21 protein-coding genes are annotated in these 21,367 nt (G+C 37.6%); 18 read left to right on the top strand and 3 right to left on the bottom strand.

Features of this window, described 5'->3' with window-relative positions:
* Positions 1–54 precede the first annotated feature (54 nt).
* From NST66_RS13955 to NST66_RS13915, 9 genes are all read left to right on the top strand, one after another.
* Positions 55–1,041 (top strand): branched-chain amino acid ABC transporter permease, encoded by a 987-nt coding sequence (locus NST66_RS13955; RefSeq protein WP_033579574.1) that lies wholly within the window; start codon positions 55–57, stop codon positions 1,039–1,041.
* Between the two features lie 9 nt (positions 1,042–1,050).
* Positions 1,051–2,337 (top strand): branched-chain amino acid ABC transporter permease, encoded by a 1,287-nt coding sequence (locus tag NST66_RS13950; RefSeq protein WP_033579415.1) that lies wholly within the window; start codon positions 1,051–1,053, stop codon positions 2,335–2,337.
* Positions 2,338–2,349: 12 nt separating this feature from the next.
* A complete protein-coding gene (locus NST66_RS13945) occupies positions 2,350–3,147 on the top strand; it encodes an ABC transporter ATP-binding protein (RefSeq protein ID WP_033579414.1) in 798 nt (265 codons plus the stop codon).
* Positions 3,144–3,851 carry an ABC transporter ATP-binding protein gene (locus NST66_RS13940; protein ID WP_033579413.1) on the top strand — a complete coding sequence of 236 codons (708 nt, stop codon included), beginning with the start codon at positions 3,144–3,146 and terminating at the stop codon, positions 3,849–3,851. Before NST66_RS13945 ends, NST66_RS13940 begins: the two co-directional genes overlap by 4 nt.
* Before the next feature lie 299 nt (positions 3,852–4,150).
* On the top strand, positions 4,151–5,059 hold the full coding sequence (locus NST66_RS13935) for a hypothetical protein (RefSeq protein ID WP_028412856.1): 909 nt from the start codon (positions 4,151–4,153) through the stop codon (positions 5,057–5,059).
* 217 nt (positions 5,060–5,276) lie between these two features.
* Complete coding sequence (locus NST66_RS13930; protein ID WP_340843431.1) at positions 5,277–6,374, top strand: acyltransferase; 1,098 nt, start codon at positions 5,277–5,279, stop codon at positions 6,372–6,374.
* Positions 6,375–6,495: 121 nt separating this feature from the next.
* A complete protein-coding gene (locus tag NST66_RS13925) occupies positions 6,496–7,032 on the top strand; it encodes a sigma-70 family RNA polymerase sigma factor (protein WP_033579411.1) in 537 nt (178 codons plus the stop codon).
* A gap of 1 nt (position 7,033) precedes the next feature.
* On the top strand, positions 7,034–7,432 hold the full coding sequence (locus NST66_RS13920; RefSeq protein WP_033579410.1) for a PadR family transcriptional regulator: 399 nt from the start codon (positions 7,034–7,036) through the stop codon (positions 7,430–7,432).
* A complete protein-coding gene (locus NST66_RS13915) occupies positions 7,429–8,703 on the top strand; it encodes an FtsW/RodA/SpoVE family cell cycle protein (RefSeq protein WP_340843430.1) in 1,275 nt (424 codons plus the stop codon). The genes NST66_RS13920 and NST66_RS13915 overlap by 4 nt, the downstream gene beginning before the upstream one ends.
* Positions 8,704–8,713: 10 nt before the next feature.
* Here the strand turns inward: NST66_RS13915 and NST66_RS13910 are convergent, their stop codons facing one another.
* Positions 8,714–9,001 carry a hypothetical protein gene (locus NST66_RS13910; RefSeq protein ID WP_028412858.1) on the bottom strand — a complete coding sequence of 96 codons (288 nt, stop codon included), beginning with the start codon at positions 8,999–9,001 and terminating at the stop codon, positions 8,714–8,716.
* A 222-nt stretch (positions 9,002–9,223) separates the two neighbouring features.
* Here NST66_RS13910 and NST66_RS13905 point away from each other — a divergent pair, with 222 nt between their 5' ends.
* The 3 genes from NST66_RS13905 to NST66_RS13895 all read left to right on the top strand — a co-directional run bounded on the left by NST66_RS13905 (position 9,224) and on the right by NST66_RS13895 (position 10,879).
* A complete protein-coding gene (locus tag NST66_RS13905; protein WP_033579408.1) occupies positions 9,224–9,712 on the top strand; it encodes a GyrI-like domain-containing protein in 489 nt (162 codons plus the stop codon).
* A gap of 93 nt (positions 9,713–9,805) precedes the next feature.
* The gene (locus NST66_RS13900) at positions 9,806–10,096 is read left to right on the top strand and encodes a hypothetical protein (RefSeq protein WP_340843429.1); all 291 of its coding nucleotides are present in this window, start codon (positions 9,806–9,808) and stop codon (positions 10,094–10,096) included.
* A 324-nt stretch (positions 10,097–10,420) separates the two neighbouring features.
* Positions 10,421–10,879, top strand: a complete 459-nt coding sequence (locus tag NST66_RS13895; RefSeq protein WP_033579407.1) for a hypothetical protein — start codon at positions 10,421–10,423, stop codon at positions 10,877–10,879.
* Between the two features lie 41 nt (positions 10,880–10,920).
* On the opposite strand, the gene NST66_RS13890 is transcribed toward NST66_RS13895, so the two are convergent.
* Positions 10,921–12,141 (bottom strand): DUF418 domain-containing protein, encoded by a 1,221-nt coding sequence (locus NST66_RS13890; protein ID WP_033579406.1) that lies wholly within the window; start codon positions 12,139–12,141, stop codon positions 10,921–10,923.
* A gap of 165 nt (positions 12,142–12,306) precedes the next feature.
* Between NST66_RS13890 and NST66_RS13885 the strand changes: the two genes are divergently transcribed.
* The 6 genes from NST66_RS13885 to odhB all read left to right on the top strand — a co-directional run bounded on the left by NST66_RS13885 (position 12,307) and on the right by odhB (position 20,647).
* Positions 12,307–13,203: an NAD-dependent epimerase/dehydratase family protein gene (locus NST66_RS13885; protein WP_028412863.1), complete on the top strand. Its 897-nt coding sequence runs from the start codon at positions 12,307–12,309 to the stop codon at positions 13,201–13,203.
* 121 nt (positions 13,204–13,324) lie between these two features.
* Positions 13,325–13,771, top strand: coding sequence for an OsmC family protein (locus NST66_RS13880; RefSeq protein WP_060746886.1), 447 nt, complete (start codon positions 13,325–13,327; stop codon positions 13,769–13,771).
* 139 nt (positions 13,772–13,910) lie between these two features.
* On the top strand, positions 13,911–15,455 hold the full coding sequence (locus NST66_RS13875; protein ID WP_028412865.1) for an MDR family MFS transporter: 1,545 nt from the start codon (positions 13,911–13,913) through the stop codon (positions 15,453–15,455).
* Positions 15,456–15,521: 66 nt separating this feature from the next.
* The gene (locus tag NST66_RS13870; RefSeq protein WP_028412866.1) at positions 15,522–16,109 is read left to right on the top strand and encodes a PadR family transcriptional regulator; all 588 of its coding nucleotides are present in this window, start codon (positions 15,522–15,524) and stop codon (positions 16,107–16,109) included.
* Between the two features lie 364 nt (positions 16,110–16,473).
* On the top strand, positions 16,474–19,335 hold the full coding sequence (gene sucA, locus NST66_RS13865) for a 2-oxoglutarate dehydrogenase E1 component (protein WP_033579402.1): 2,862 nt from the start codon (positions 16,474–16,476) through the stop codon (positions 19,333–19,335).
* A gap of 16 nt (positions 19,336–19,351) precedes the next feature.
* Positions 19,352–20,647 (top strand): 2-oxoglutarate dehydrogenase complex dihydrolipoyllysine-residue succinyltransferase, encoded by a 1,296-nt coding sequence (gene odhB / locus NST66_RS13860; protein ID WP_014459542.1) that lies wholly within the window; start codon positions 19,352–19,354, stop codon positions 20,645–20,647.
* 41 nt (positions 20,648–20,688) lie between these two features.
* Here the strand turns inward: odhB and NST66_RS13855 are convergent, their stop codons facing one another.
* A complete protein-coding gene (locus NST66_RS13855) occupies positions 20,689–21,297 on the bottom strand; it encodes a TetR/AcrR family transcriptional regulator (RefSeq protein ID WP_340843428.1) in 609 nt (202 codons plus the stop codon).
* Between the last annotated feature and the right edge of the window lie 70 nt (positions 21,298–21,367).

Here is a 21,367-nt window from a genome sequence, read left to right as displayed (position 1 = left end):
CCGTACCTTTCTTTTCTTAAAATTGATTTTATAGGACGAAAGGGACGAGGTTATATGTTTGCTCATATTATACAAACGCTGCCGCAAGTGTTAATCGACGGACTAACATTAGGAGCTGTATATGCAATTATTGCCCTAGGTTATACGATGGTATATGGCATTTTAGAACTCATCAATTTTGCACACGGCGAAATTTTTATGTCAGGGGCCTTTATCGGAACCGCTATTTTAATAGGATTAACAGGCGTAGGTTGGATTGCAGCTTTTCCAGCTGTTGTGACGTTAATTTTAGTTCTTCTTATTACGAGTGTTGCGACTGGGTTTCTTGGTATGGGAATTGAAAGAGTGGCTTATCGCCCCCTGCGCAAGTCTTCTAAACTGATTACACTTATTACAGCTATCGGAATGTCGTTTCTATTACAGGATTTTGTGCGCTTCATTACGGAACTTAAGAATGGTAATTATATTGTTAATACCCCTGCTTTATTTTCAGGAAAAGTATCGGTTAACGCTTCTTCTCTTTCATCATCATTTGATGATGCTACATTTAAAGTAACGTTTATCGTAGTGTTAATTGTTGCTCTTTGCTTAATGATCGGACTCGAAATTTTCGTCAATCGAACCAAATGGGGAATGGCAATGAGAGCCGTAGCTCAAGATCCCGATACGGCTTCACTCATGTCCATTAATGTAAACAAAGTTATTTCTCTTACTTTTTTTATTGGTTCGGCTTTAGGGGGAGCAACCGGCGTGTTATTTGCGCTTCATTACGGAACAATTGACCCTTACATTGGTTTCATATTAGGATTAAAGGCTTTTACAGCAGCAGTTTTAGGAGGAATAGGCAATATACGAGGCGCAATGTTTGGAGGGCTAATGCTTGGCATTCTTGAAATGTTTGCAGCTGCGAATTTATCAACAATTACCGGCAATGTTTTAGGAGCAGAGTATAAAGATGTATTTGCATTTGCTATTTTGATTTTGGTGTTAATTTTTAAACCAGAAGGCTTATTTGGAAAAGCCGTTACAGAAAAAGTGTAGGTGATGACGATGAAAAAATTAATGAGTAGGCTTGAAGGAAACAAAAAGGCGCAAATCATTTTATTTTTTATATATGTAATTGCAACAAGCGGTAGTTTAATGCTTGCCCAAAAGTCCGTCGTCGCATTTTTACTTCTTTTATTTTCATTATTACTTCTGTACTTTATGTCTCTTTCTACTAAATTAAAATGGCTAATAGCAGGGGTCATTTTAATTGTGCTGCTTCCTTTTTCAGCTAGCCAAGGCCCTGCTTATGAATCATATATGGAAGTATCTACGCTAGTAGGCATTTATGTTGCTATGGCACTTGGGTTGAACATTGTAGTCGGATTGGCCGGATTATTGGATTTGGGATTTGTTGCTTTCTTTGCAGTTGGGGCTTACACGTATGGAATTTTCGCGACTAATCAAGCTGCTAATTTTATGCCTTTTGGTACGTACCCATTATCAGGAGAAAGCTTTTGGTTTTTTATCATTGCAGGGTGCCTAATAGCCGCTTTATTTGGAGTTTTGCTTGGTATACCTGTGCTGCGCGTAAAAGGAGACTATCTAGCTATCGTTACGCTTGGATTCGGGGAAATTATTCGAATTGTGTTTAACAATTTGGATAAACCGATCAATATTACAAACGGGGCAATGGGGCTGTCCTCCGTGACGCCGCCTTCTATTTTTGGGATTAATTTAGTATATCCAAGTCAGTTCTATTATGTAGTATTAGTCATCTTAGCTGCGGTTATTTTTATTGTACGGCGATTTGAATATTCTAAAGTAGGACGATCGTGGAAAGCGGTTCGTGAAAATGAAATTGCCGCTCAAGCGATGGGAATTCACCTTGTTAGAACAAAGCTGCTTGCGTTTGCTATTGGTGCATCATTTTCAGGCATGATGGGAGTTGTTTTTGCCGCGAAGCAAACGTTTGTCGATCCAACCAGCTTTACGCTGTTAGAATCTATTACGATTTTAGTGATGGTTATTTTAGGAGGAATGGGGAGCGTTCCGGGCGTCATACTTGGAGCAGCGGTTGTAACCATTCTTAATCTTCAAGTATTAACGGAGCTCACGGATTGGTTTAATCAGCTGAGCTTAAACGGAGTTATCTCTATACCGGATGCACTTTCGCCAGCTAAAATGCAGCGATTTATCTTTGGCGGACTTCTTATTTTATTTGCTCTATACAGGTCTCAGGGATTGCTTCCTGCTAAACAGCCTACGTTCGATTTGAAAGAGCTGAAAGAAGAAGCTGAAGAAGAAATACAGCCTGTGATTTCAACAGCTAAGAAAAACGTCAATCTATAGAGGTGAAAGAAATTGTCAATTTTAGAAGTGAAAAATGTAACCAAGACCTTTGGTGGTTTAGTTGCCAATCAAGACGTAACAATGGATATTCAAAAAAATTCAATAACAGCTGTAATAGGACCAAACGGCGCTGGAAAGACCACGTTTTTTAATATGGTGACAGGTGTTTATCAGCCAACCTCAGGTGATATTATGTTAAATGGTCAATCCATAACAGGGCTAAAACCTCACAGCGTATCAAAACAAGGGATTTCTCGGACATTTCAAAACATCAGGTTGTTTAGTAATATAACGGTTTTAGAAAATGTGTTAGTTGGGATGCACAACCATTTGAAAGCAACCACTTTTGAAACGCTGTTGAATTTACCTCGAGCAAGAAGAGCGGAAAAAGCAGCTAAAAAAGAAGCGTATAAGCTGTTGGAATACGTTGGGCTAGAAGCTTTATATAACGAAGTAGCCACTAACTTATCATATGGAGCGCAGCGCCGACTCGAAATTGCGAGAGCGTTAGCTACTAGACCCTCACTGTTATTATTAGACGAACCGGCTGCTGGTATGAATCCGCGTGAAACAAAAGAGCTGACGGATCTTATTCACACGATACGAAGAGACCGGGAAATAACCATTTTATTAATTGAGCATGACATGAAGCTCGTCATGGAAATTTCTGATCATATTATTGTATTAGATCATGGAATAAAAATTGCAGAAGGAAATGCTGAACATATCCGTACGCACCCGAAAGTGATCGAAGCCTATTTAGGAAAAGGAGCGGCAGAGGAGATAGAAAGGAAGGAGAAAAGCACATGACTCTATTAAAGTTAACTGAAGTTGACACCTTTTACGGAGGAATTCAAGCGCTTAAAGGAATAACGATTGATGTAGAAGAAGGAGAAATTGTGACTCTTATTGGAAGCAATGGAGCCGGTAAATCTACCACATTAAAGTCCATTAGCGGTCAAGCTCCTGTCAAAGCAGGTAGTATCGTGTATAAAGGCACCCACATCACGAAATTCCCTCCTCACCAAACGGCCCGGCTAGGAATAGCTCACGTACCAGAAGGAAGAAAAATTTTCCCTAAGATGACGGTAAAAGAAAATTTAACGATTGGAGCCTTCTCACTTTCTAATAAAAAAATAATAGAAGAAAATATGGCTAGAGTACTCACGTATTTTCCGAGATTAAAAGAAAGGCTGACTCAAAAAGGAGGAACGATGAGCGGCGGTGAACAGCAAATGCTAGCTATCGGGCGAGCGCTTATGATGAACCCTTCTATGCTTATGCTAGATGAACCTTCTATGGGGCTTGCTCCCATCATTGTAGAACAAATATTTGAAATCATTATGGAATTAAATAAAAGCGGAATGACCATTTTGCTCGTTGAACAAAACGCTTATCAAGCACTGCAAATCGCGCACCGAGGCTACGTGATTCAAACGGGAGAAATTATTTTGCAAGGAAAAGGACCGGAATTAATTCACAATGAAAAAATAAAAGAAGCTTATTTAGCTTAAAAAACAAACCGCATCGCGTTTTAACGCTGCGGTTTATTTTTGTTCACAGGGGATGATTTGGATAAAGCAGGTAAGCATTGCTATTATCTGGTTTAGTTTCTTAATTAAGTAGGGAACGTTTAAAATAAGATTATTGAATAAGTGAGTAATTAGATAACCTCCTAGATGAAAGGAATGCTTCCATTTAAAGCTTTTTCATAAAAAACAAAAAAAGTTGAAACTTTTTTCATCAAAAAACGTTTATAAAGTAATAGAAAAAAATGGGTACGGTTATTTACACTCAAAAAGGAAGTGAGAGCGTGGCGACGCTGAAAACTAATTATTTGACTGACTTATGCTTAATCTATAGAGAAAGTCAATTTTATGTAATGCAAATACCTAGTTTCTACAAAAAAATGGCTAGCAAATACTTTCAGTTTCAGCCCCAAGAAAAAATAATTGCGTATTTACACAGCTCTTTTATAGCGGGCCTAGATAAAAGGGGAATTTGCTTTACAAATAAGGGGATTTACTGGAAAAGCAGAGGGATGAAAAAAGGAAAAATGTTATGGGAAGATTTCGCTAACATTCAATCCATTACCATTCGAAAAGAAGAAATGATTTGTTTTAATGACGTGGAGAAATTTCAAGTCAATCAAAACGATTACTCAGCTAGAAAGCTAGTATCTCTATTAAAAAAAATCAAGAAATTTATTCGCACTCATTCCCATGAATATATGTGTCAAGACTATATATATCCATGTGTATCCTCAAAAGAATTAACTTCTATTTGTTCATCTTTTCAAATTCATCAAACACCTGATCCAAAAGATGTGTTGTCGGTAGCAGGACAACTATGTGAAGAAGTTGAAAAAGAGATGCGAAACAGGCTCTATTTACCTGCAAAAGAAAAAATTGTAGCTCATTTAAATACATATCCTCTTCAAAAAACCGAGGGGATTACCGTTTGTTCTAAAGGAATTTATTTCTCAAAATCTTTTAAAACAGTTTATTACCCTTGGCACTTATTTCGCCACGTGAGTATTTCAGTGGAAACAGAGGAATTAAAAATTGCTAAAAAACATTCGTTATCTCTCAACTCAGCTGCCGTATCAAGCGGAGAAGTAATGCTGTTTCTCAAACAAATTAAACAGCATGTGCAGGCTTTACATGAAAAAGAAATCGATATTAAACAAGATAATAAGTTTGCATGGAAAATGTTAATTTAAAAAACAGGTTACCGGTAATCTGTTTTTTTGTTTTGTAGTTCTTTAGAATCATTTATTTGGAATATTGAAAGACATCATACAAGTAAACAAGACTAGAATATTGGAAGTTAAGAAAATTTTTCCATGACTATAAGGTTAATTTTACCAAAATGTCTTTTTCGTTTGGATAATTATGCTAAAATAGAGCTCGAGTTTATTTTAAGGAGCTGACAACAAGATGGAACGTAATTATTCAATTGATTTTATTAAGTTTTTTGCTACAGTGTTTGTGGTTTGTATTCATGTTAACCCATCACATGACGATTTCTTTTTAGGGAACCAGGAAAATGTGCTAGATGTCATTGTTGACACATTTGCACGATTCGCGGTTCCTTTTTTCTTTATTGTATCAGGGTATTTGTTTACGAATAAAATTCAAAAACATCCAAAACCTTCTGCATACTTAAAAAAATACACGTGGAATATTTCAAAGCTTTATGCATGTTGGTTCATCTTTTATTTATTGTTTGGTGTAGTTCTGCGCTTATTTCAGAACCACGGAACATTAGCAGAGCGAAAAGATGCAGTAGCTGATTATTTAACATCATCCATCACATTCAAAGATATCTTTTATTATGGAAGTGACACAAGCGGATTTCAGCTTTGGTACTTGATCGCGTTAATTTGGGCTGTTGTCATCGTTTTCTTATTTCAACGATGGAAAAAGATTGGCTTATTAATGTTTATCAGCACCGTATTATATGTAACTGGGTTATTTGGGCAGTCTTATTCTTTATTTTTTCCACTTTCTTTTCAAACGAGAGATGCCCTGTTCTTTGGTTTGTTCTATACAGTATTAGGAGCTATGTTTGCCCTTTATGGCAAGCAAATTCTGTCAGTATTAAACGTAAGGCCAATGATTTATTTAGCCAGCTTTTTTGTGTTTTCAGCGTTAGAGATCGTCGAGCGCTACTGGTTGGTTAATATCCAGCACAGCAAGCCCGGAGACTATTTTATTTCCACAATTTTTTTATCGGCATCATTGTTTTTATTCGTATTGAGCAGTCCAAGTCTTGGCAAAAACTCGTTTTTTTCAAAAGTTGGGAAAAATTCAGTTGGCATTTATGTCGTGCATATATGTATATTAAATGAGACCTATCGATTGCTTCGTTCCATAGATTCTTCTTTCTTTACAAATAGTATCGTCGCATATGTACTTATCGTCCCAGCAGTTTTTTGGTGCTCGTACTATTTATACAGAGGGATTCAATGGACAAAGGGAAAGTTACATGCAAAGCCGCACAAACATTCGTTTACAAAGCTACAGCATAAATAAGAAAAGCACCGGAGCAAGGGACTGACCCCAAAGCTTCCGGTGTTTTTTTGATAAAAAATGAGTAATTTAAAACCTAATTGGCTTGAGCTTCGTCTAATGTATTGAAAAAGAGGTGAGTGAAGTGAACGATTTGCTATTTGCATTAGTAGAGCAAGAAGAATATGAAATTCTTTTAGAAGAGGCTATGAATGAATATGGTCAATCCATCTTGCAGCTTGTATATTCTTACGTGCGAAATTCTACTGTTAGTGAGGATTTGACACAAGAAATTTTTGTGAAGTTTTATAATTCTCTTTCTACGTATTCTAAGCAATCTAGTTTGAAAACTTGGTTATGGCGCATTGCTATTAATCACTGCAAAGATTATTTAAAAAGTTGGTACGTGCGAAAAATGCAATTTACAGAACATATACATACGATTTTTGAATCAAGCAAAGAAATGATCGAAGAAGAAATGGTAAAAAACGAGGAGTCTGAAGAATTGGTTCAAACTGTAATGAGTCTTCCATTAAAGTATAGAGAACTCATTTATCTGCATTATTTCGAAGAATACACAATTAAAGAAATAGCTGAGCTTTTATCTATTAATTCTAATACGATTAAAACACGATTACGGCGTGGAAAAGAATTGTTAAAACAAATGATAGAGGAGGGCTAATATGGATGAAAGATTACGTCATCTAAAAGGCTCAATGAAGCAATCTGTATTCCAAAACCTGCAGTTTACTGACAAGCACAAGCAAGCTATTAAGCGAAAAATAAAACAAGAAAACATTTTACTGCCAGCGCTACAGCTTCTGTCAGTTGAAAAAAATGGAATAGAACTTGTTCAAAAACTACGGAGTAGAGGAATTCAAGAGTTTGATGAACAAGAAGGGTTTGTGTACATTCTGCTGCATCAGCTTGAGCAAAAATCATACGTAACAAGCCGCTGGAAAGAAGATCAGAAGAAATACTATCAGCTGAATAGTAAAGGTAAAAAGGTAATGAAAAGCTTAGAAAATGGAAGTCAACGATCAGCTTTTGTCCTTCAAGGGTTATTAGGAGGAGGACAATGAAAAAAGAAGAATTTTTACAGTCAATTACTCAAGAAATAAAACATAAAGAAGCAAAAGAAGCAGTGTATCAAGAGCTTGATACCCATATTAAAAACTTAGAACGAGAATCTATTCAGCGCGGTGTTTCTCAAGAGGAAGCTGAAAAAAAAGCTGTTGAACAAATGGGCAGTTCAGCGGAACTAAGCAGACGCTTTCAAAAGCTATACCGCACAAAGATTGATTGGATCTTAGTTTCATTATTTGTTGCAGCGTTAGGCTTAGGAATGTTGACAATTAAGCTAGGTTCATCTATATCAATGGAAACCAAACTTATTACTGCATTAATTGGACTAGCCCTGACAGCAGTATGTGCTTTTCAAAACTACCGCAAGTGGAGAGAGTGGGGGTGGGTAGCATTTATAGCTCCTACACTCCTCCTTGTAGTATTTAATCTGCATATATTGCCAGAAAGGATTCAACCAAACGTTCAAGGTACAACCGTAGTAAACCTATCTTTTTTTAGCCTAGATTTAAATTTCATTTTAATATTTTATTTAATAGGTTGGGGATATATTTTACAACGTAGGTCATGTAACGTTCCCATTATGGCAGTACTATTTATTTTAACCATAGTCTTATACGGGCATTTAACTAGTATTCCTAATGTGATGATGTACATCATCATGATCGCTTCTATGTTTATATTTAGTGCTCGTAAACATGCTAAAAAGATCACTTTGTTGTTTCTGCTCACACTGTTTATAATTATAGCCGTTATGCTGCTCCTTTCAGGAAGCTCTTATTACTTAAGTCGTCTATCAATTGTGTTGCATCTAGGGAAAGATCCAGCAGGGGCAGGCTACGTCCCTGTACATCTTTCTCGCCTGTTCCATCAAGCTGAGTGGCTTCCTCAAGCTAATCCATCAGAGGGATACCGAATAGGTGGAATCGACACAGAATTTGTATATGCAGGTTTGACCTATGCCTACGGCTGGGGAATTTCAATTTTTATTATGCTAGTGTTGAGTGCTTTATTAGTAAAAATGATACTGTTAATTAAACAGATTCGCGATCCGTTTGGAAAAATGCTCGTTTCCGGAAGCGTAAGCGTGTATGCATTTCAGTTGCTTTATAATTTAGGTATGTCGTTTAATCTCCTCCCAATTATGGGTGTATGGTTGCCATTTATAAGTTATGGTATGGGTCCCACAATTGCAAATGCGGTGTTCATTGGCATTGTGCTTAGTATATATAAAACAAAAGATATACCGATAAAAGAGCTGGCTAACTAAGCCAGCTCTTTTATGATGCAATAGCATACAAAAGCTGCTTTTGCATTTTAGGAGATAAAGGAATATTTTGATACAATTCGTAAATATGATGTTCGTTCCGGTGATAACAAATCCAATCCTTGTACGTTCCTTTTAAGAAGATGCGAAAAAACACGATTCGCTTATTCGTGCCGCCTGTTTTTAATTCAATTTTCAAATCATCTGTTTCTAATGTATACTGTACTGTAGAAGAGGAGAGAGCAAGTTTAGTTGTTTTTTTACTTGTTTTAATGAATTCGGCAAGTTCAATGATCTTCATTTTTTTACCTCACTCTATTGTAAATTAGGGGTATCTTATACGTATGATGTGTACAAAGAAAATAGAATCGTTTTTTTTATAGTTTAGAAGAATGATCTTCAGCCCCTTCGTTAAGGGATTTGCATAAAAGGTTGACGTTTTCTTTGAATACAAATAAAATGCATATTAAGAAGTATTTCCCTCATTGTAACTACAGAAAAAGAAGAATTAAGGGGGCTCAATATGTTGACTGACTTAGTCGTAAGTCAAAAAGTAGTCAAGGTAAATGAATTTACTGTTGTAGGAGTGCCTATTCGAACAGATGAACCTGTGGAAGAAACGGGCACAGGTCTTATTCCTGAGCACTGGCAGACTTTTTATAAACAACAGTTAGCTAATAAAATCGCCAATAAAGTAAATGGTAATACATTTGCTCTTTATACAGAATTTGAATATAATCAAAAAATGGATTTTACATTTGCTCTAGGATATGAAGTTTTACCTGGCGGCGAACTCAAAGATGATATGAGAGAGTTCATCATCCCAGAAGGTGAATATATGGTGTTTACAACAGCTGTTGGGCCAGCTAGACAGGTAGTAGTAGAGGCTTGGGCTTATATTCGCGAGTGGGCTAAAAAAAATCATCGTGCCTATAAAATAGACTTTGAATTATATGATGAACGCTGTATTGATCCTGAGTGCAGTCAAGTTGATATTTATGTTTCGATTTAATAGCTAGTTTTGCTAAGTAGTTAAGATGCAGATAAGCGTTTTTTGCTGCGTTCTTACTTTTGACGATAGGAATACAAAAGGGGTTTAGTGAGAGTGATCAGCAACGATTTATTACAAGCTTTAAAAGACGGATATAAACAGAGAATTAAATGGGTACTTATAAGTCAAATGGCACTGTTCATCACCGTAGCAGTCATACTTGTATCAAATTTTGTCACTAAATTTTCGTTTAACCAATTAAGCTTTATTTTTGTTTTGGTTAGTATAAGTTCGCTGTTATCAGGGGTAGAGCACGTATTGTTAAAACGTGAGAAGTGGCAATGGATTTTTGATTTTATTTTAGCTGCTTTTTTTATTGGTTTATCTCTTTTTTTACACCGTTAAAGCGCCTGGTTCAGCGCTTTTTTATTTTGAACAGCTCAGCACACAAATTTCGGACCTTTCTAGTATAAACAAAACAAAAATAGGTATTTATGACGAAAATAGTCAGAAAATTTAGTAAAAAAGTCTTGTATCTTGTCTTTATTTCGATTATGATAAGTTTACACCCTTCGTATTCACTTCTTTGGATGTCAGTACCTCTATTTTTACACTACAGAAAAGAGGTGAAGCCATTTCTTCAGTTTTCCTGCTAGCCTGCATATTAACCCTTTTAGCTATTTTATTTAGTAGCAACTACCCTCAAAATTAAAGGAGAGATCCGCGCTTATGTCAAAAGCTCCTGTAAAAAACGATATTGAACTTCAACTATCTGAAACGCACTTTTTTCAACTGCTTGATTTAATTTATTTAGGTAACTGGATGGTCACAGCATGTTCTGGAGTGGAAGATGAGCATGCACAGGAATATACGGATGTAGAAAAACAAATGTTTTCACACGCAGAGCCTTTCCTTGAAAAAGGACCTTTTCACACGCTAAACAGTGAGGTTATGTTTACAGAAGAACATGAAGATTCTCTTCAAGATATTATTGGAGAATACGATAACGAAGTGTTTTGGGAAGCGCTAGCCTATCGCATGGCTAAACGAGATGTGATAGAGCAAATAGGACCCACTAAAGAAATAAAAAATGAAGTTTTTATGCAAATTTTCCATCGAGAAATGGATTATATACGAGAGTTTGAGACAAATGGAATTAAACGAATAACTATACCGCCTTTGCAGTAAAGGAGACAAATCGGCTTTCAACCTTGAAGGCCGATTTGCTGTTAAGCTGAAGCTTTTCTATTCCGCCTGAGAGGCGGGAGAGATCGGTATGTAAAGCTCCGCCATAACCATTCACACGGACCGTAATAGAAATAATAAAGCCACCACTTATTAAGAAAAAGCTGGAGTGTATAGATGATGAGACAAATAACCGTGCTTTCCATTAAGGTAAGAGTTCCGTATAAACCAAAGACTCGAACCATCCACAGGCAAATTAAAGTTTGGCTAAGGTAAGTTGTTAATGCCATTGTTCCACTATACTTAAAAAGACCCAGCATTGAAGCGTAAGGAGAAAATTGCAGGAATAACAGTAAGGTGGTAAGATAAAAAAAACATAGAAAAATGCCGCTCAAGCTTGTAAAAAGGTGAATGGCCGCCTGCTGATAGAGTTCGTATCTTAAAATCTCTGTTTTTAGCATGGCCAGAATAATAGTTAAAGTGAAACCTGCTGCGCCTGTTATTGACTGAATTTTCTTGAAAAAAGAACGATTTTGTTCGATATTATGTACCAATCCTTTTTTAGCAGTATATAAGCCAAATAACAACATAGAAAATACGGGAAAGATAGAAAACGGTAGATTTAATAGCATAGGCACCACTTCAACATTCAAACGATAAAACAGCCAAGATAAATAGTCTGCTTGCCTGTAGGTGGATAAATATTGGGTTAAGACATGTTCATGTAAAGCTTTATACTCCCACTGAGCCTCCTGCAAGACGTGTGCTGGAATAAAAAACTGCATACAAGCTAAAAGATAAAAAAAGCATAGCAAGCCTATTGCCCACAGCAAAATCGTCTTAGCTTTTCGATTGTAAAAAAAGAATAATAAAAGACCGCCAATAGCATACACATGCAAAATGTCTCCATACCAGAAAAAGACAAGATGAAAAAGCCCGATTAATAGCAATGCAGCCATTCTTCTTGACCATAAAGCAGCGGCAAAGTACTGCTTTTCTTCAGCTCTATGCAAAAAAATTCCGCATCCAAGTCCAAACAAAAAAGAAAAGATGGTAAAAAACTTCCCTTGGACAAACAGCTGCAAGAATAAATCAATATAAGCATCTATTCCTTCATACTTATAAGAAACATTGTACAGCTGAAAAATAAATATCGGAGAAGTAAAAGCCGGTATATTCACTAAAAAAATGCCCAGCAAAGCAATGCCCCGAATAATATCAAGAATAACAAGACGTTCGTTAAGGGGAAGTGGAGAAGGATTCATCGCTGTCGCTCCTTTTGGTTAGATATGTACATCTTAACACGGCAGTGTCGAAAAAATAGGTGGAAGTACAAAAAAATAAGCGGAAAGATTCATAGCTTTATGGATGAAAAAGTTGGATAATAATGGTATGGTCACCCATATCAAATATGAAAGGTGGAGAAAAAGATGAAAACAGCACTTGTGTTAGGTGGAACGCGTTTTTTCGGAAAAAATTTAGTTCAGACATTGCTTTCTAAAGGAGTACAGGTTACGTTAGCAACGCGAGGTAAAACACCGGATGATTTCGGCGACCGAGTTGAGCGAATTTTTCTTGATCGTGTAGAAAAAGATTCTGTAATCGAAACAACAAGAGGAAGAAAATGGGATGTTATCTTCGATCAAATATGCTATTCTTCACACGGCGCAGCTGTTGCTGTTGAAGCTTTTCGTCATAGTACGAGTCACTATGTACTTACCTCGACTCTTTCAGTATATGGTTCTTTAGAAAAAACGTGTTATGAAGAAGATTTTGATCCATATAAGTATCCTATTTCATATACACGCCGTGAAAATATTTCCTATCAAGAAGGAAAACGCCAAGCCGAGGCAGTATTCTTTCAAAAAGCACCGTTTTCGGTAACAGCTGTCCGTTTTCCAATTGTTATGGGAAAAGATGATTATACGGACCGCTTGCGTTTTCACATAGAAAAAATTATGCATGGAGAAGAAATTGGTGTACCGGCTATTGAAGCAGAAATGAACTTCATTTCACAGGAAGAAGCAGGTGAATTTTTAGTTTGGTGTGCAGAACAGAAGCTAAAAGGGCCGATTAACGCTTGTTCAAATGGTACCATTTCACTCAAAAATTTATTTTCATATATTGAACAAGCAGCGGATAAAACAGCAAGAACAACCTCTCGTTTAACGGATGAAAATAGTTCTCCGTACGGAGTAGATCATTCTTGGACGATGAGCAATGAAAAAGCTAGCTTTTGGGGATATTCATTTACGAACCTGCAGGACTGGCTGCCTTCATTAATCAAAACTGTCGTTGAAAGCGAAAAGAAAGTACCTTTAAGTTAGAGAACAACAAAGACTGCACGTTTAGCAGTCTTTTTGCTGTTACAAGCAGAACATTTTTATTTTATGAGTAAAAAAGGTACGCTAAGTATACATCATTATATAGAAGAAAGAAGGATACACTATGGCAAAACATCACTTTCATTTGCAAGCAAATTGGCCAGGAGGCCGAAATGAAGTGGGAACAATTGAAGCAGGGCAATTAAAAACAAACATTTCTATTCCACCAGAAATGGACGGGCCAGGAGCCGGGACAAATCCAGATGAAATGCTGCTAGGAGCAGCAGCCACCTGCTACATTATCACGCTTGCAGCGATGCTAGAAAGAAGTGGAATCCATCAGGAGGCTTTAACGATGGAATCAGAAGCTATCGTGGACGTAACGAATGGTGTGTTTACGTACGAAAAAATCATTCATAAACCTCACGTGATTGTCACACCTGAATTTGCGGCTCAAGAAGAGAAAATCAATCGACTTATAAAAAAAGCAGAAACGTCCTGTATGATTTCAAGAGCCATTCAAGGAAATGTAGAGATCGAGTTAGAACCTCAGTTGACAGTAAAAGCGTAATGAATCCATTACGCTTTTGTTATGTTTATTTCTAAAAAATAGCACATTTAAGATTGTAAAATACTCAAATTTGAATATAATAATTTAAGTAGCTATCATTTCTGTTCATCAAAAAGATGACGCGAAAGGAGGAACTGAAATGGTTTCATCAGAAAAACATATTCGTTTTATCGTAGCAGGATTGCTGCTCGGTATTTTTATGTCAGCCATGGATAATACCATCGTAGCGACGGCTATGGGGAAAATCATTTCTGATCTAGGCGGATTAGATAAGTTTGTTTGGGTTACGTCCGCTTATATGGTTGCCGTGATGGCAGGTATGCCGATATTTGGTAAACTATCTGATATGTACGGCCGTAAACGGTTTTTTATTTTTGGGTTAACCGTATTCTTACTTGGATCCGCATTGTGTGGTTTAGCACAAAGCATTGTGCAGCTAAGTATTTACCGAGCGATTCAAGGAATTGGAGGAGGAGCGCTTCTTCCGATTGCTTTTACCATCGTATTTGATATTTTCCCTCCTGAAAAACGCGGGAAAATGACGGGATTATTAGGTGCCGTTTTTGGCTCAGCAAGCGTATTTGGTCCACTTCTCGGTGCTTACATTACGGAATACATCAGCTGGCACTGGGTGTTTTACGTGAACGTGCCAATTGGACTTTTATCGTTATTTTTTATTATGCGCTTTTATAAAGAGTCAAAAAGTCATAAAAAGCAAAAAATTGACTGGGCTGGTGCAGCCACTCTTGTCATTTCAGTAGTAAGTTTAATGTTTGCTCTTGAACTTGGAGGAAAAGAGTATGAGTGGTCTTCTCCGCAAATTTTATCTCTTTTTGCTATCTTTGCTGTGGCGCTGTCACTCTTCTTTTTTGTGGAAAAGCGCGCGCAAGAGCCGATTATTTCATTTTGGATGTTCAAGCGCCGTTTATTTGCAACATCACAAATTCTCGCTTTCTTATACGGAGCAACGTTTATTATTTTAACGGTATTTATTCCTATTTTCGTTCAAGCTGTCTACGGAGGTTCTGCTACAAATGCAGGTTTAATTTTAACTCCGATGATGTTAGGCTCAGTAGCAGGAAGTGCGATCGGCGGGATTTTTCTCACAAAAACAAGCTTCCGAAACTTGATGATTATGTCCGTTTTCTCATTTGCAGTAGGAATGTTCTTGTTAGGAACAATGGAACCTGATACACCTCGTTGGATGCTCACGGTATTTATGATTTTGACTGGATTTGGCGTAGGGTTTAGCTTTTCTCTTTTACCAACGTCGTCAACTCATAAGCTAGATCCACAGTTTAGAGGTTCTGCCAACTCAACAAACTCATTTGCTCGTTCTTTAGGAATGACGCTGGGAGTTACGATTTTTGGAACGATTCAAAGCAATACATTTACAAATGAGCTGCAGCGCAATTTTCAAGGTATGGGAAATGGATCACAAGGAGCATTTTCTCAAATAGGAGATCCGAGTGCAGTTTTTCAATCAAGTGCCCGAAACAGCATTCCGCCTCAAATATTAGATAAGATTGTTGATGCTATGTCTACATCGATCACGTATGCATTTATGCTTGCTCTTATTCCAATTGCAGTAGCTATTATTACTGTCTTTTTAATGGGAAATGAACGAGTGGAAGTTCCCCCTAAAAAGCGGGTAGAAGCTAAGGAACCTGCAGCTCAAAAATAGAAAAGGCACGAATTTATTCGTGCTTTTTTTACTAAATAAGATGCATATCAAGAGGTGAAAGGTGTTATGAGTGTTAAATTAGTCATACTGGGCTTATTAATGGAAGGAAATAAGCACCCTTATGAAATTCAGCAAACCATTAATGAAAGACAAATGAAGCACTATATTAAACTTGCAAGCGGTTCTTTATATTACGCTTTTGATACGCTCGAAAAAGATCAGTTGGTGAAAGTAGTCGATGTGATTCGAGAGACGAACAGACCTGAAAAGACCGTTTATTCTATCACGGATGCAGGAAGAGAAGAATTTGAACGCCTTTATTTTGAACAGCTGTTAAAAAAAGAGCATATGCATAGACCTGTTTATGCTGCTCTTTCATTTACTTCTTACGTGGATCAAAAAAAAGTGGCTTCTGCTTTAGAAAAAAAGATTGAGGAAACGGCAGCTTATTTAGAAAAAATGCAAAATTTGTACCAAGTTAAAAAGGTGGATCATTCCATTGCAAATCTGTCGATCATTATGCGCACGATTATGCATTTGAAAGTAGAACTAACTTGGTTCACTCATTTACTCGAAGCGGCGAAAAGCAGCAAGCTTACAGAAGTAGATGATGGTTATTTTAAAGACGTTGAAAAAATCGTAGATGAGTTTTAAAAAAAGAAGCAAAACACTGCTTCTTTTTTTAAATAGTCATAAAATATATTTCAAGCAATTTAATTTTGCCAAAAGCTAGGTCAATAACAATTAATTAACACCTGATTCGACCTTTAATCAGCTTTACTTATAAAACGCTTTCAAAAAGTAGTAAGACTATTAAAAAAGTAAAAAAAATTAAAGAAATATAGCGATTTCATTTTGATTGACGAGTAAAAGAGTGGTAAAATATAAGCAGATATCAGATACACACGCAGTGAGATTTATCACTCGTTGTAAAGATGTCAGACGATAAGGTAATCGACATTCAAAATGGAAAGATTGTTGAGTACGACAATTATTATAACTCGTTGGGGGTTTTATCATGGGTAACGAAACGTCGAATAGAGGGGAGCCTTGGCAAGGATTTTTGGGTCCGAACTATGGCTATGTATTAGAACAGTATGAGTTATATGAAGAGCAGTCAGATCTAGTAGATCCAGACTTAAAAGAATTATTTGATTATTGGGGTGCTCCTCCATTAAACGAAAGTGAGCAGGTTCAGCAAGCTGAATACGCACAGGCTGCACCTTCAGCTAACACATCTAAAATTGCATCGGCTATTAAGCTAGCGGAAAACATCCGTGCTTATGGTCATCTATACGCGTCAATTAAGCCTCTTGAAAGCGAGAAGAAAGATCCTGTCTTGCTTCACTTGGAAGATTACAATTTAACGCAAGAAGATTTAAAATCAATTCCGGTTGATATTTTATGTACGAATGCGCCATCACACGTCAAAAATGGTTTAGACGCAATTAACTATTTAACAGATGTCTACACAAAAACCATTGCGTTTGAATTCCATCACGTACATAACATGGAAGAGAATAAGTGGCTGACTGATATGGTCGAGTCAGGTGCTATTTTCCAACCTCTTTCAAATGAGAAAAGAACTTCTGTATTAAAGCGTTTAACAGAAGTAGAAGGCTTTGAACAATTTTTACACCGTACATTTGTCGGACAAAAACGCTTTTCTATTGAAGGCGTAGATATGTTAATTCCACTTGTAGATGAACTGATTGCACGCTCAGTGGAAACAAGCCCAAAAACGGTTAATATCGGTATGGCTCACCGTGGACGTTTAAATGTATTAGCACACGTATTAGGCAAGCCGTATGAAATGATTTTTGCGGAATTCCAGCATGCGCCTAACAAGGAATTAGTTCCTTCAGAAGGTTCAATCGGTATCAACTACGGCTGGACGGGAGACGTAAAATATCACCTGGGTGCCGACAAACAAATTAAAGCAGAGAACACAGTTCGAGCTCGTTTGACATTGGCTAGTAACCCTAGTCACTTGGAGTTTGTTAATCCGGTTGTGGAAGGGTTTACAAGAGCGGCTCAAGATGAGCGTGATGTGAATGGATACCCGAAACAAGATGTAAAAAAATCGTTCGCGATTTTAATTCACGGAGATGCTGCGTTCCCTGGTGAAGGTATTGTACAAGAAACGCTGAACTTAAATCAATTGACTGGTTATCAAACAGGTGGAACAATCCACATTATTGCTAACAACATGATTGGATTTACAACAGAAAGCGTCGATTCTCGTTCAACAAAATATGCAAGTGACTTAGCAAAAGGGTTTGAAATTCCAATTGTTCACGTAAACGCGGATGATCCGGAAGCCTGTTTAGCGGCTGCTTATTTTGCTTATGAGTATCGCAGACGTTTTAACAAAGATTTCTTGATTGATTTAATTGGATACCGTCGATTTGGCCACAATGAAATGGATGAACCGTCTGTAACGCAGCCGAAGATGTATGAAATTGTGACAAAACGTCCAACCGTTCGTGCTATGTATGCAAAGCAGCTCGAAGAACAAAACGTTATTCAAAGCGGTCAAGCAGATCAAATTAATGAAGAGTTACAAGCGAAGTTAAAAGCAGCTTATGAGAAAGTACCGCCAAAAGCTGAAAAACAACATAGAATTATGGAAATGCCACAAGCAGTCTTCAAAGGAATTTCAGATATTGATACATCTGTTACAAAAGAAGAGCTGTTTGAAGTGAATCAAGAGCTAGTGAAATACCCTGAAGGATTTAACGTATTTCCAAAACTTGATCGCATCTTATCTAAACGTGCCAAAGCGTTTGAAGAAAATGAAAGCGTGGATTGGTCATTGGGTGAGGCGTTTGCATTTGCTACGATTTTAAGAGACGGCACGCCAATTCGTATTACAGGCCAAGATTCTGAACGTGGTACGTTTGCACATAGACATCTTGTTCTTCATGATCATAAGACAGGGGATGTTTACTCACCACTACACGCAATGAAGAACGTAAGCGCTTCCTTTGATATTCGTAACAGTCCATTATCTGAAGGTTCAGTGCTTGGATTTGAATACGGCTATAATGTATTTGCTCCTGAAACGCTTGTTCTTTGGGAAGCACAATTCGGTGATTTTGCCAATGCAGGTCAAGTTATTATTGACCAGTTTATTGCAGCAGGTCGTGCTAAGTGGGGACAAAAATCTGGAATGGTCTTATTGCTACCACATGGCCATGAAGGTCAAGGGCCAGAACACTCAAGCGCTCGTCTAGAACGTTATTTACAGCTAGCTGGAGAAAACAACTGGACAATCGCAAACGTAACAAGCGCTGCGCAATATTTCCACTTACTTCGACGACAAGCTGCCATTTTACAGCGCGAAGAAGTAAGACCGCTAGTAGTTATGACACCAAAAAGTTTGCTTCGTAATGCTTTTAGTGTGTCAAACCTTGAAGAGTTTACAAAAGGCTCTTTCCGCTTAGTAGTAGAACAGCCTGGATTAGGCAAAAAAGAAGATGCAGTTGAACGAATCGTTCTGTGCAGCGGAAAAATCAGCAGTGAGTTAACGGAACGCTTAAACAAAGCAGAAGATGATAAAGATTGGCTACACGTTCTTCGTCTAGAACAAATTTATCCGTTCCCAAGACGCGTAATTGCTGAAATCTTTGCTCGCTATAAAAATTTAAAAGAGATTGTCTGGTTACAAGAAGAGCCCGAAAACATGGGCGCATGGAACTATGTAGAAGATCGACTGCGTGAAGTAGCACCAGAAGGAGCTACTGTTGACTACATCGGCCGCACAAGACGCTCAAGTCCAGCTGAAGGAGATCCAACAGTTCACAGACAAGAACAAGAACGTATTTTACAAGATGCATTAACTAAAAATGAAATTGCTAACGACGTTGTTACACGATAAGGAAGGGGAATGAACCATGGGAGAGATTAAAGTACCGGAATTAGCAGAATCAATTTCTGAAGGAACAGTTGCACAGTGGCTAAAACAAGTAGGAGATTTCGTTGAAAAAGGCGATTATATCGTTGAACTTGAAACAGATAAAGTTAACGTTGAAATTACAGCTGAAGACTCTGGTGTGCTAACAGAACTTCTTGCTGGCGAAGGCGACACAGTGCAAGTTGGTGAAACAATTGCACGTCTTGAAGCGAAAGAAGGAGCTTCAGCACCAGCAGCACCAAAAGCTGAAGAAAAACCAGCAGAGGAAGCACCAAAACAAGAAGCTGCTCCAGCTCAGCAAAAAACAGTTGAAGAAGTAGCGCCAGCAGCTGAAGCGCCTCAACAAGGAAATCAAAAACAATGGCTGATTGCTTCTCCTGCAGCTCGCAAAGCAGCAAGAGAACGCGGAATCAAGCTAGATCAAGTACCAACTACTGATCCTCTTGGCCGCGTGCGTAAACATGATATTGATTCATATGCAGATCAAAAATCAAATGAGCAAAAACAGCAGGCACAAGCAAGTAAGCCAGCTAACCCGGTATCTCCGTCTCCAGCGGCAAGTGAAAATAGCGACAAACCTGTTGAACGCGAACGTATGTCACGTCGTCGTCAAACAATTGCCAAACGTCTCGTTGAAGTTCAGCAAACAGCGGCTATGTTGACAACGTTTAACGAAGTAGACATGACGGCTGTTATGGCTCTTCGCAAACGACGCAAAGACAAATTCTTTGAACAGCACGACGTAAGACTTGGCTTTATGTCATTCTTCACAAAAGCAGTAGTAGCAGCACTTAAAAAATACCCATTATTAAATGCTGAAATTCAAGGCAACGAGTTATTAATTAAAAAATTCTACGATATTGGTATTGCTGTGTCAGCTCCAGACGGTCTTGTTGTTCCAGTTGTACGTGATGCTGACCGTAAAACATTCGCTGGTATCGAAGGATCTATCGTTGATTTAGCGAAAAAAGCGCGCGACAACAAATTAGCATTAAAAGATTTACAAGGTGGAACGTTCACAATTACAAACGGCGGTGTATTCGGTTCATTAATGTCTACACCAATTTTAAACGGGCCTCAAGTTGGTATTTTAGGAATGCACAAAGTTCAGCTTCGTCCGGTAGCAATTGATGAAGAGCGTATCGAAAATCGTCCGATGATGTACATTGCACTTTCTTACGATCACCGTATCGTTGACGGCAAAGAAGCCGTAAGCTTCCTAGCTACTGTTAAAGAACTATTAGAAGATCCAGAATCTTTATTACTAGAAGGTTAATAAAAAAAACCTGCTATTCTCTCGGAGAATAGCAGGTTCTTTTATGTTCGCTTAATGCCTGCAACATAAGCAGGACCCAAAAAAGTCATGCTAGCGAGTGTCAGAGCCATTTCTCTAGGTGACTGCTTCATATCTTGTTCTAGCCAGTGCTGAATGACGCCAAGATGCGCTGACGTTACATAAGACATTAAATGTTCAAGTGGAACAAGCGGAGGCGTTTTATTATCCATGAGCTCTAATTTTTCCAGCATATTGGTTTTCATAACTTCTTTAATTTTAAGATGAAAGCCAGGGTTGCCTTTTGGACCAAGCATAACCTGCATAAAACGCGCATTCTTTTGAATATATTCAAAAAGCGCAATAATAAACGGCAAAGGCTGTTCTTTCAAATTAGCAGATACAATCTCATTTGGATTTGCTTTTTTGATAAATTCTTTTATCTCTTGAATGACTTCATTTTCACTTTTTTCAAGCAAATCGTATTTGTCTTGGTAGTGTAAATAAAAAGTTCCTCGATTAATATCGGCTTTTTTCGTCAGATCTCTGACCGTTACGCCTTCAAATCCTTTATCTTCCATTAATTCTGTTAAAGCATCTCGGATAAATTTCTTCGTTCGAATAATTCTACGATCTGTTTTTAAATTCCCCACAGTTTTTAAACACCTACTTTTTTCTTTAATAATGAACAGTTATGTGTTTTGTGTTAAGTAAGCGACATTC

The sequence above is a fragment of the Priestia sp. FSL W8-0524 genome, assembly GCF_038005965.1.
Classification (GTDB): Bacteria; Bacillota; Bacilli; order Bacillales; family Bacillaceae_H; genus Priestia; species Priestia zanthoxyli.
The sequence above is the reverse complement of the archived record's forward strand: the minus strand, read 5'-3'. Positions and strand labels throughout refer to the sequence as shown.

Coding starts and splice junctions, on each gene's coding strand:
- NST66_RS13885 (WP_028412863.1), top strand. CDS start 12,307: ATGAAAACAGCACTTGTGTTAGGTGGAACGCGTTTTTTCGGAAAAAAT.
- NST66_RS13910 (WP_028412858.1), bottom strand. CDS start 9,001: ATGAAGATCATTGAACTTGCCGAATTCATTAAAACAAGTAAAAAAACA.
- NST66_RS13950 (WP_033579415.1), top strand. CDS start 1,051: ATGAAAAAATTAATGAGTAGGCTTGAAGGAAACAAAAAGGCGCAAATC.
- NST66_RS13940 (WP_033579413.1), top strand. CDS start 3,144: ATGACTCTATTAAAGTTAACTGAAGTTGACACCTTTTACGGAGGAATT.
- NST66_RS13920 (WP_033579410.1), top strand. CDS start 7,034: ATGGATGAAAGATTACGTCATCTAAAAGGCTCAATGAAGCAATCTGTA.
- odhB (WP_014459542.1), top strand. CDS start 19,352: ATGGGAGAGATTAAAGTACCGGAATTAGCAGAATCAATTTCTGAAGGA.
- NST66_RS13875 (WP_028412865.1), top strand. CDS start 13,911: ATGGTTTCATCAGAAAAACATATTCGTTTTATCGTAGCAGGATTGCTG.
- NST66_RS13915 (WP_340843430.1), top strand. CDS start 7,429: ATGAAAAAAGAAGAATTTTTACAGTCAATTACTCAAGAAATAAAACAT.
- NST66_RS13930 (WP_340843431.1), top strand. CDS start 5,277: ATGGAACGTAATTATTCAATTGATTTTATTAAGTTTTTTGCTACAGTG.
- NST66_RS13870 (WP_028412866.1), top strand. CDS start 15,522: ATGAGTGTTAAATTAGTCATACTGGGCTTATTAATGGAAGGAAATAAG.
- NST66_RS13955 (WP_033579574.1), top strand. CDS start 55: ATGTTTGCTCATATTATACAAACGCTGCCGCAAGTGTTAATCGACGGA.
- NST66_RS13905 (WP_033579408.1), top strand. CDS start 9,224: ATGTTGACTGACTTAGTCGTAAGTCAAAAAGTAGTCAAGGTAAATGAA.
- sucA (WP_033579402.1), top strand. CDS start 16,474: ATGGGTAACGAAACGTCGAATAGAGGGGAGCCTTGGCAAGGATTTTTG.
- NST66_RS13890 (WP_033579406.1), bottom strand. CDS start 12,141: ATGAATCCTTCTCCACTTCCCCTTAACGAACGTCTTGTTATTCTTGAT.
- NST66_RS13895 (WP_033579407.1), top strand. CDS start 10,421: ATGTCAAAAGCTCCTGTAAAAAACGATATTGAACTTCAACTATCTGAA.
- NST66_RS13880 (WP_060746886.1), top strand. CDS start 13,325: ATGGCAAAACATCACTTTCATTTGCAAGCAAATTGGCCAGGAGGCCGA.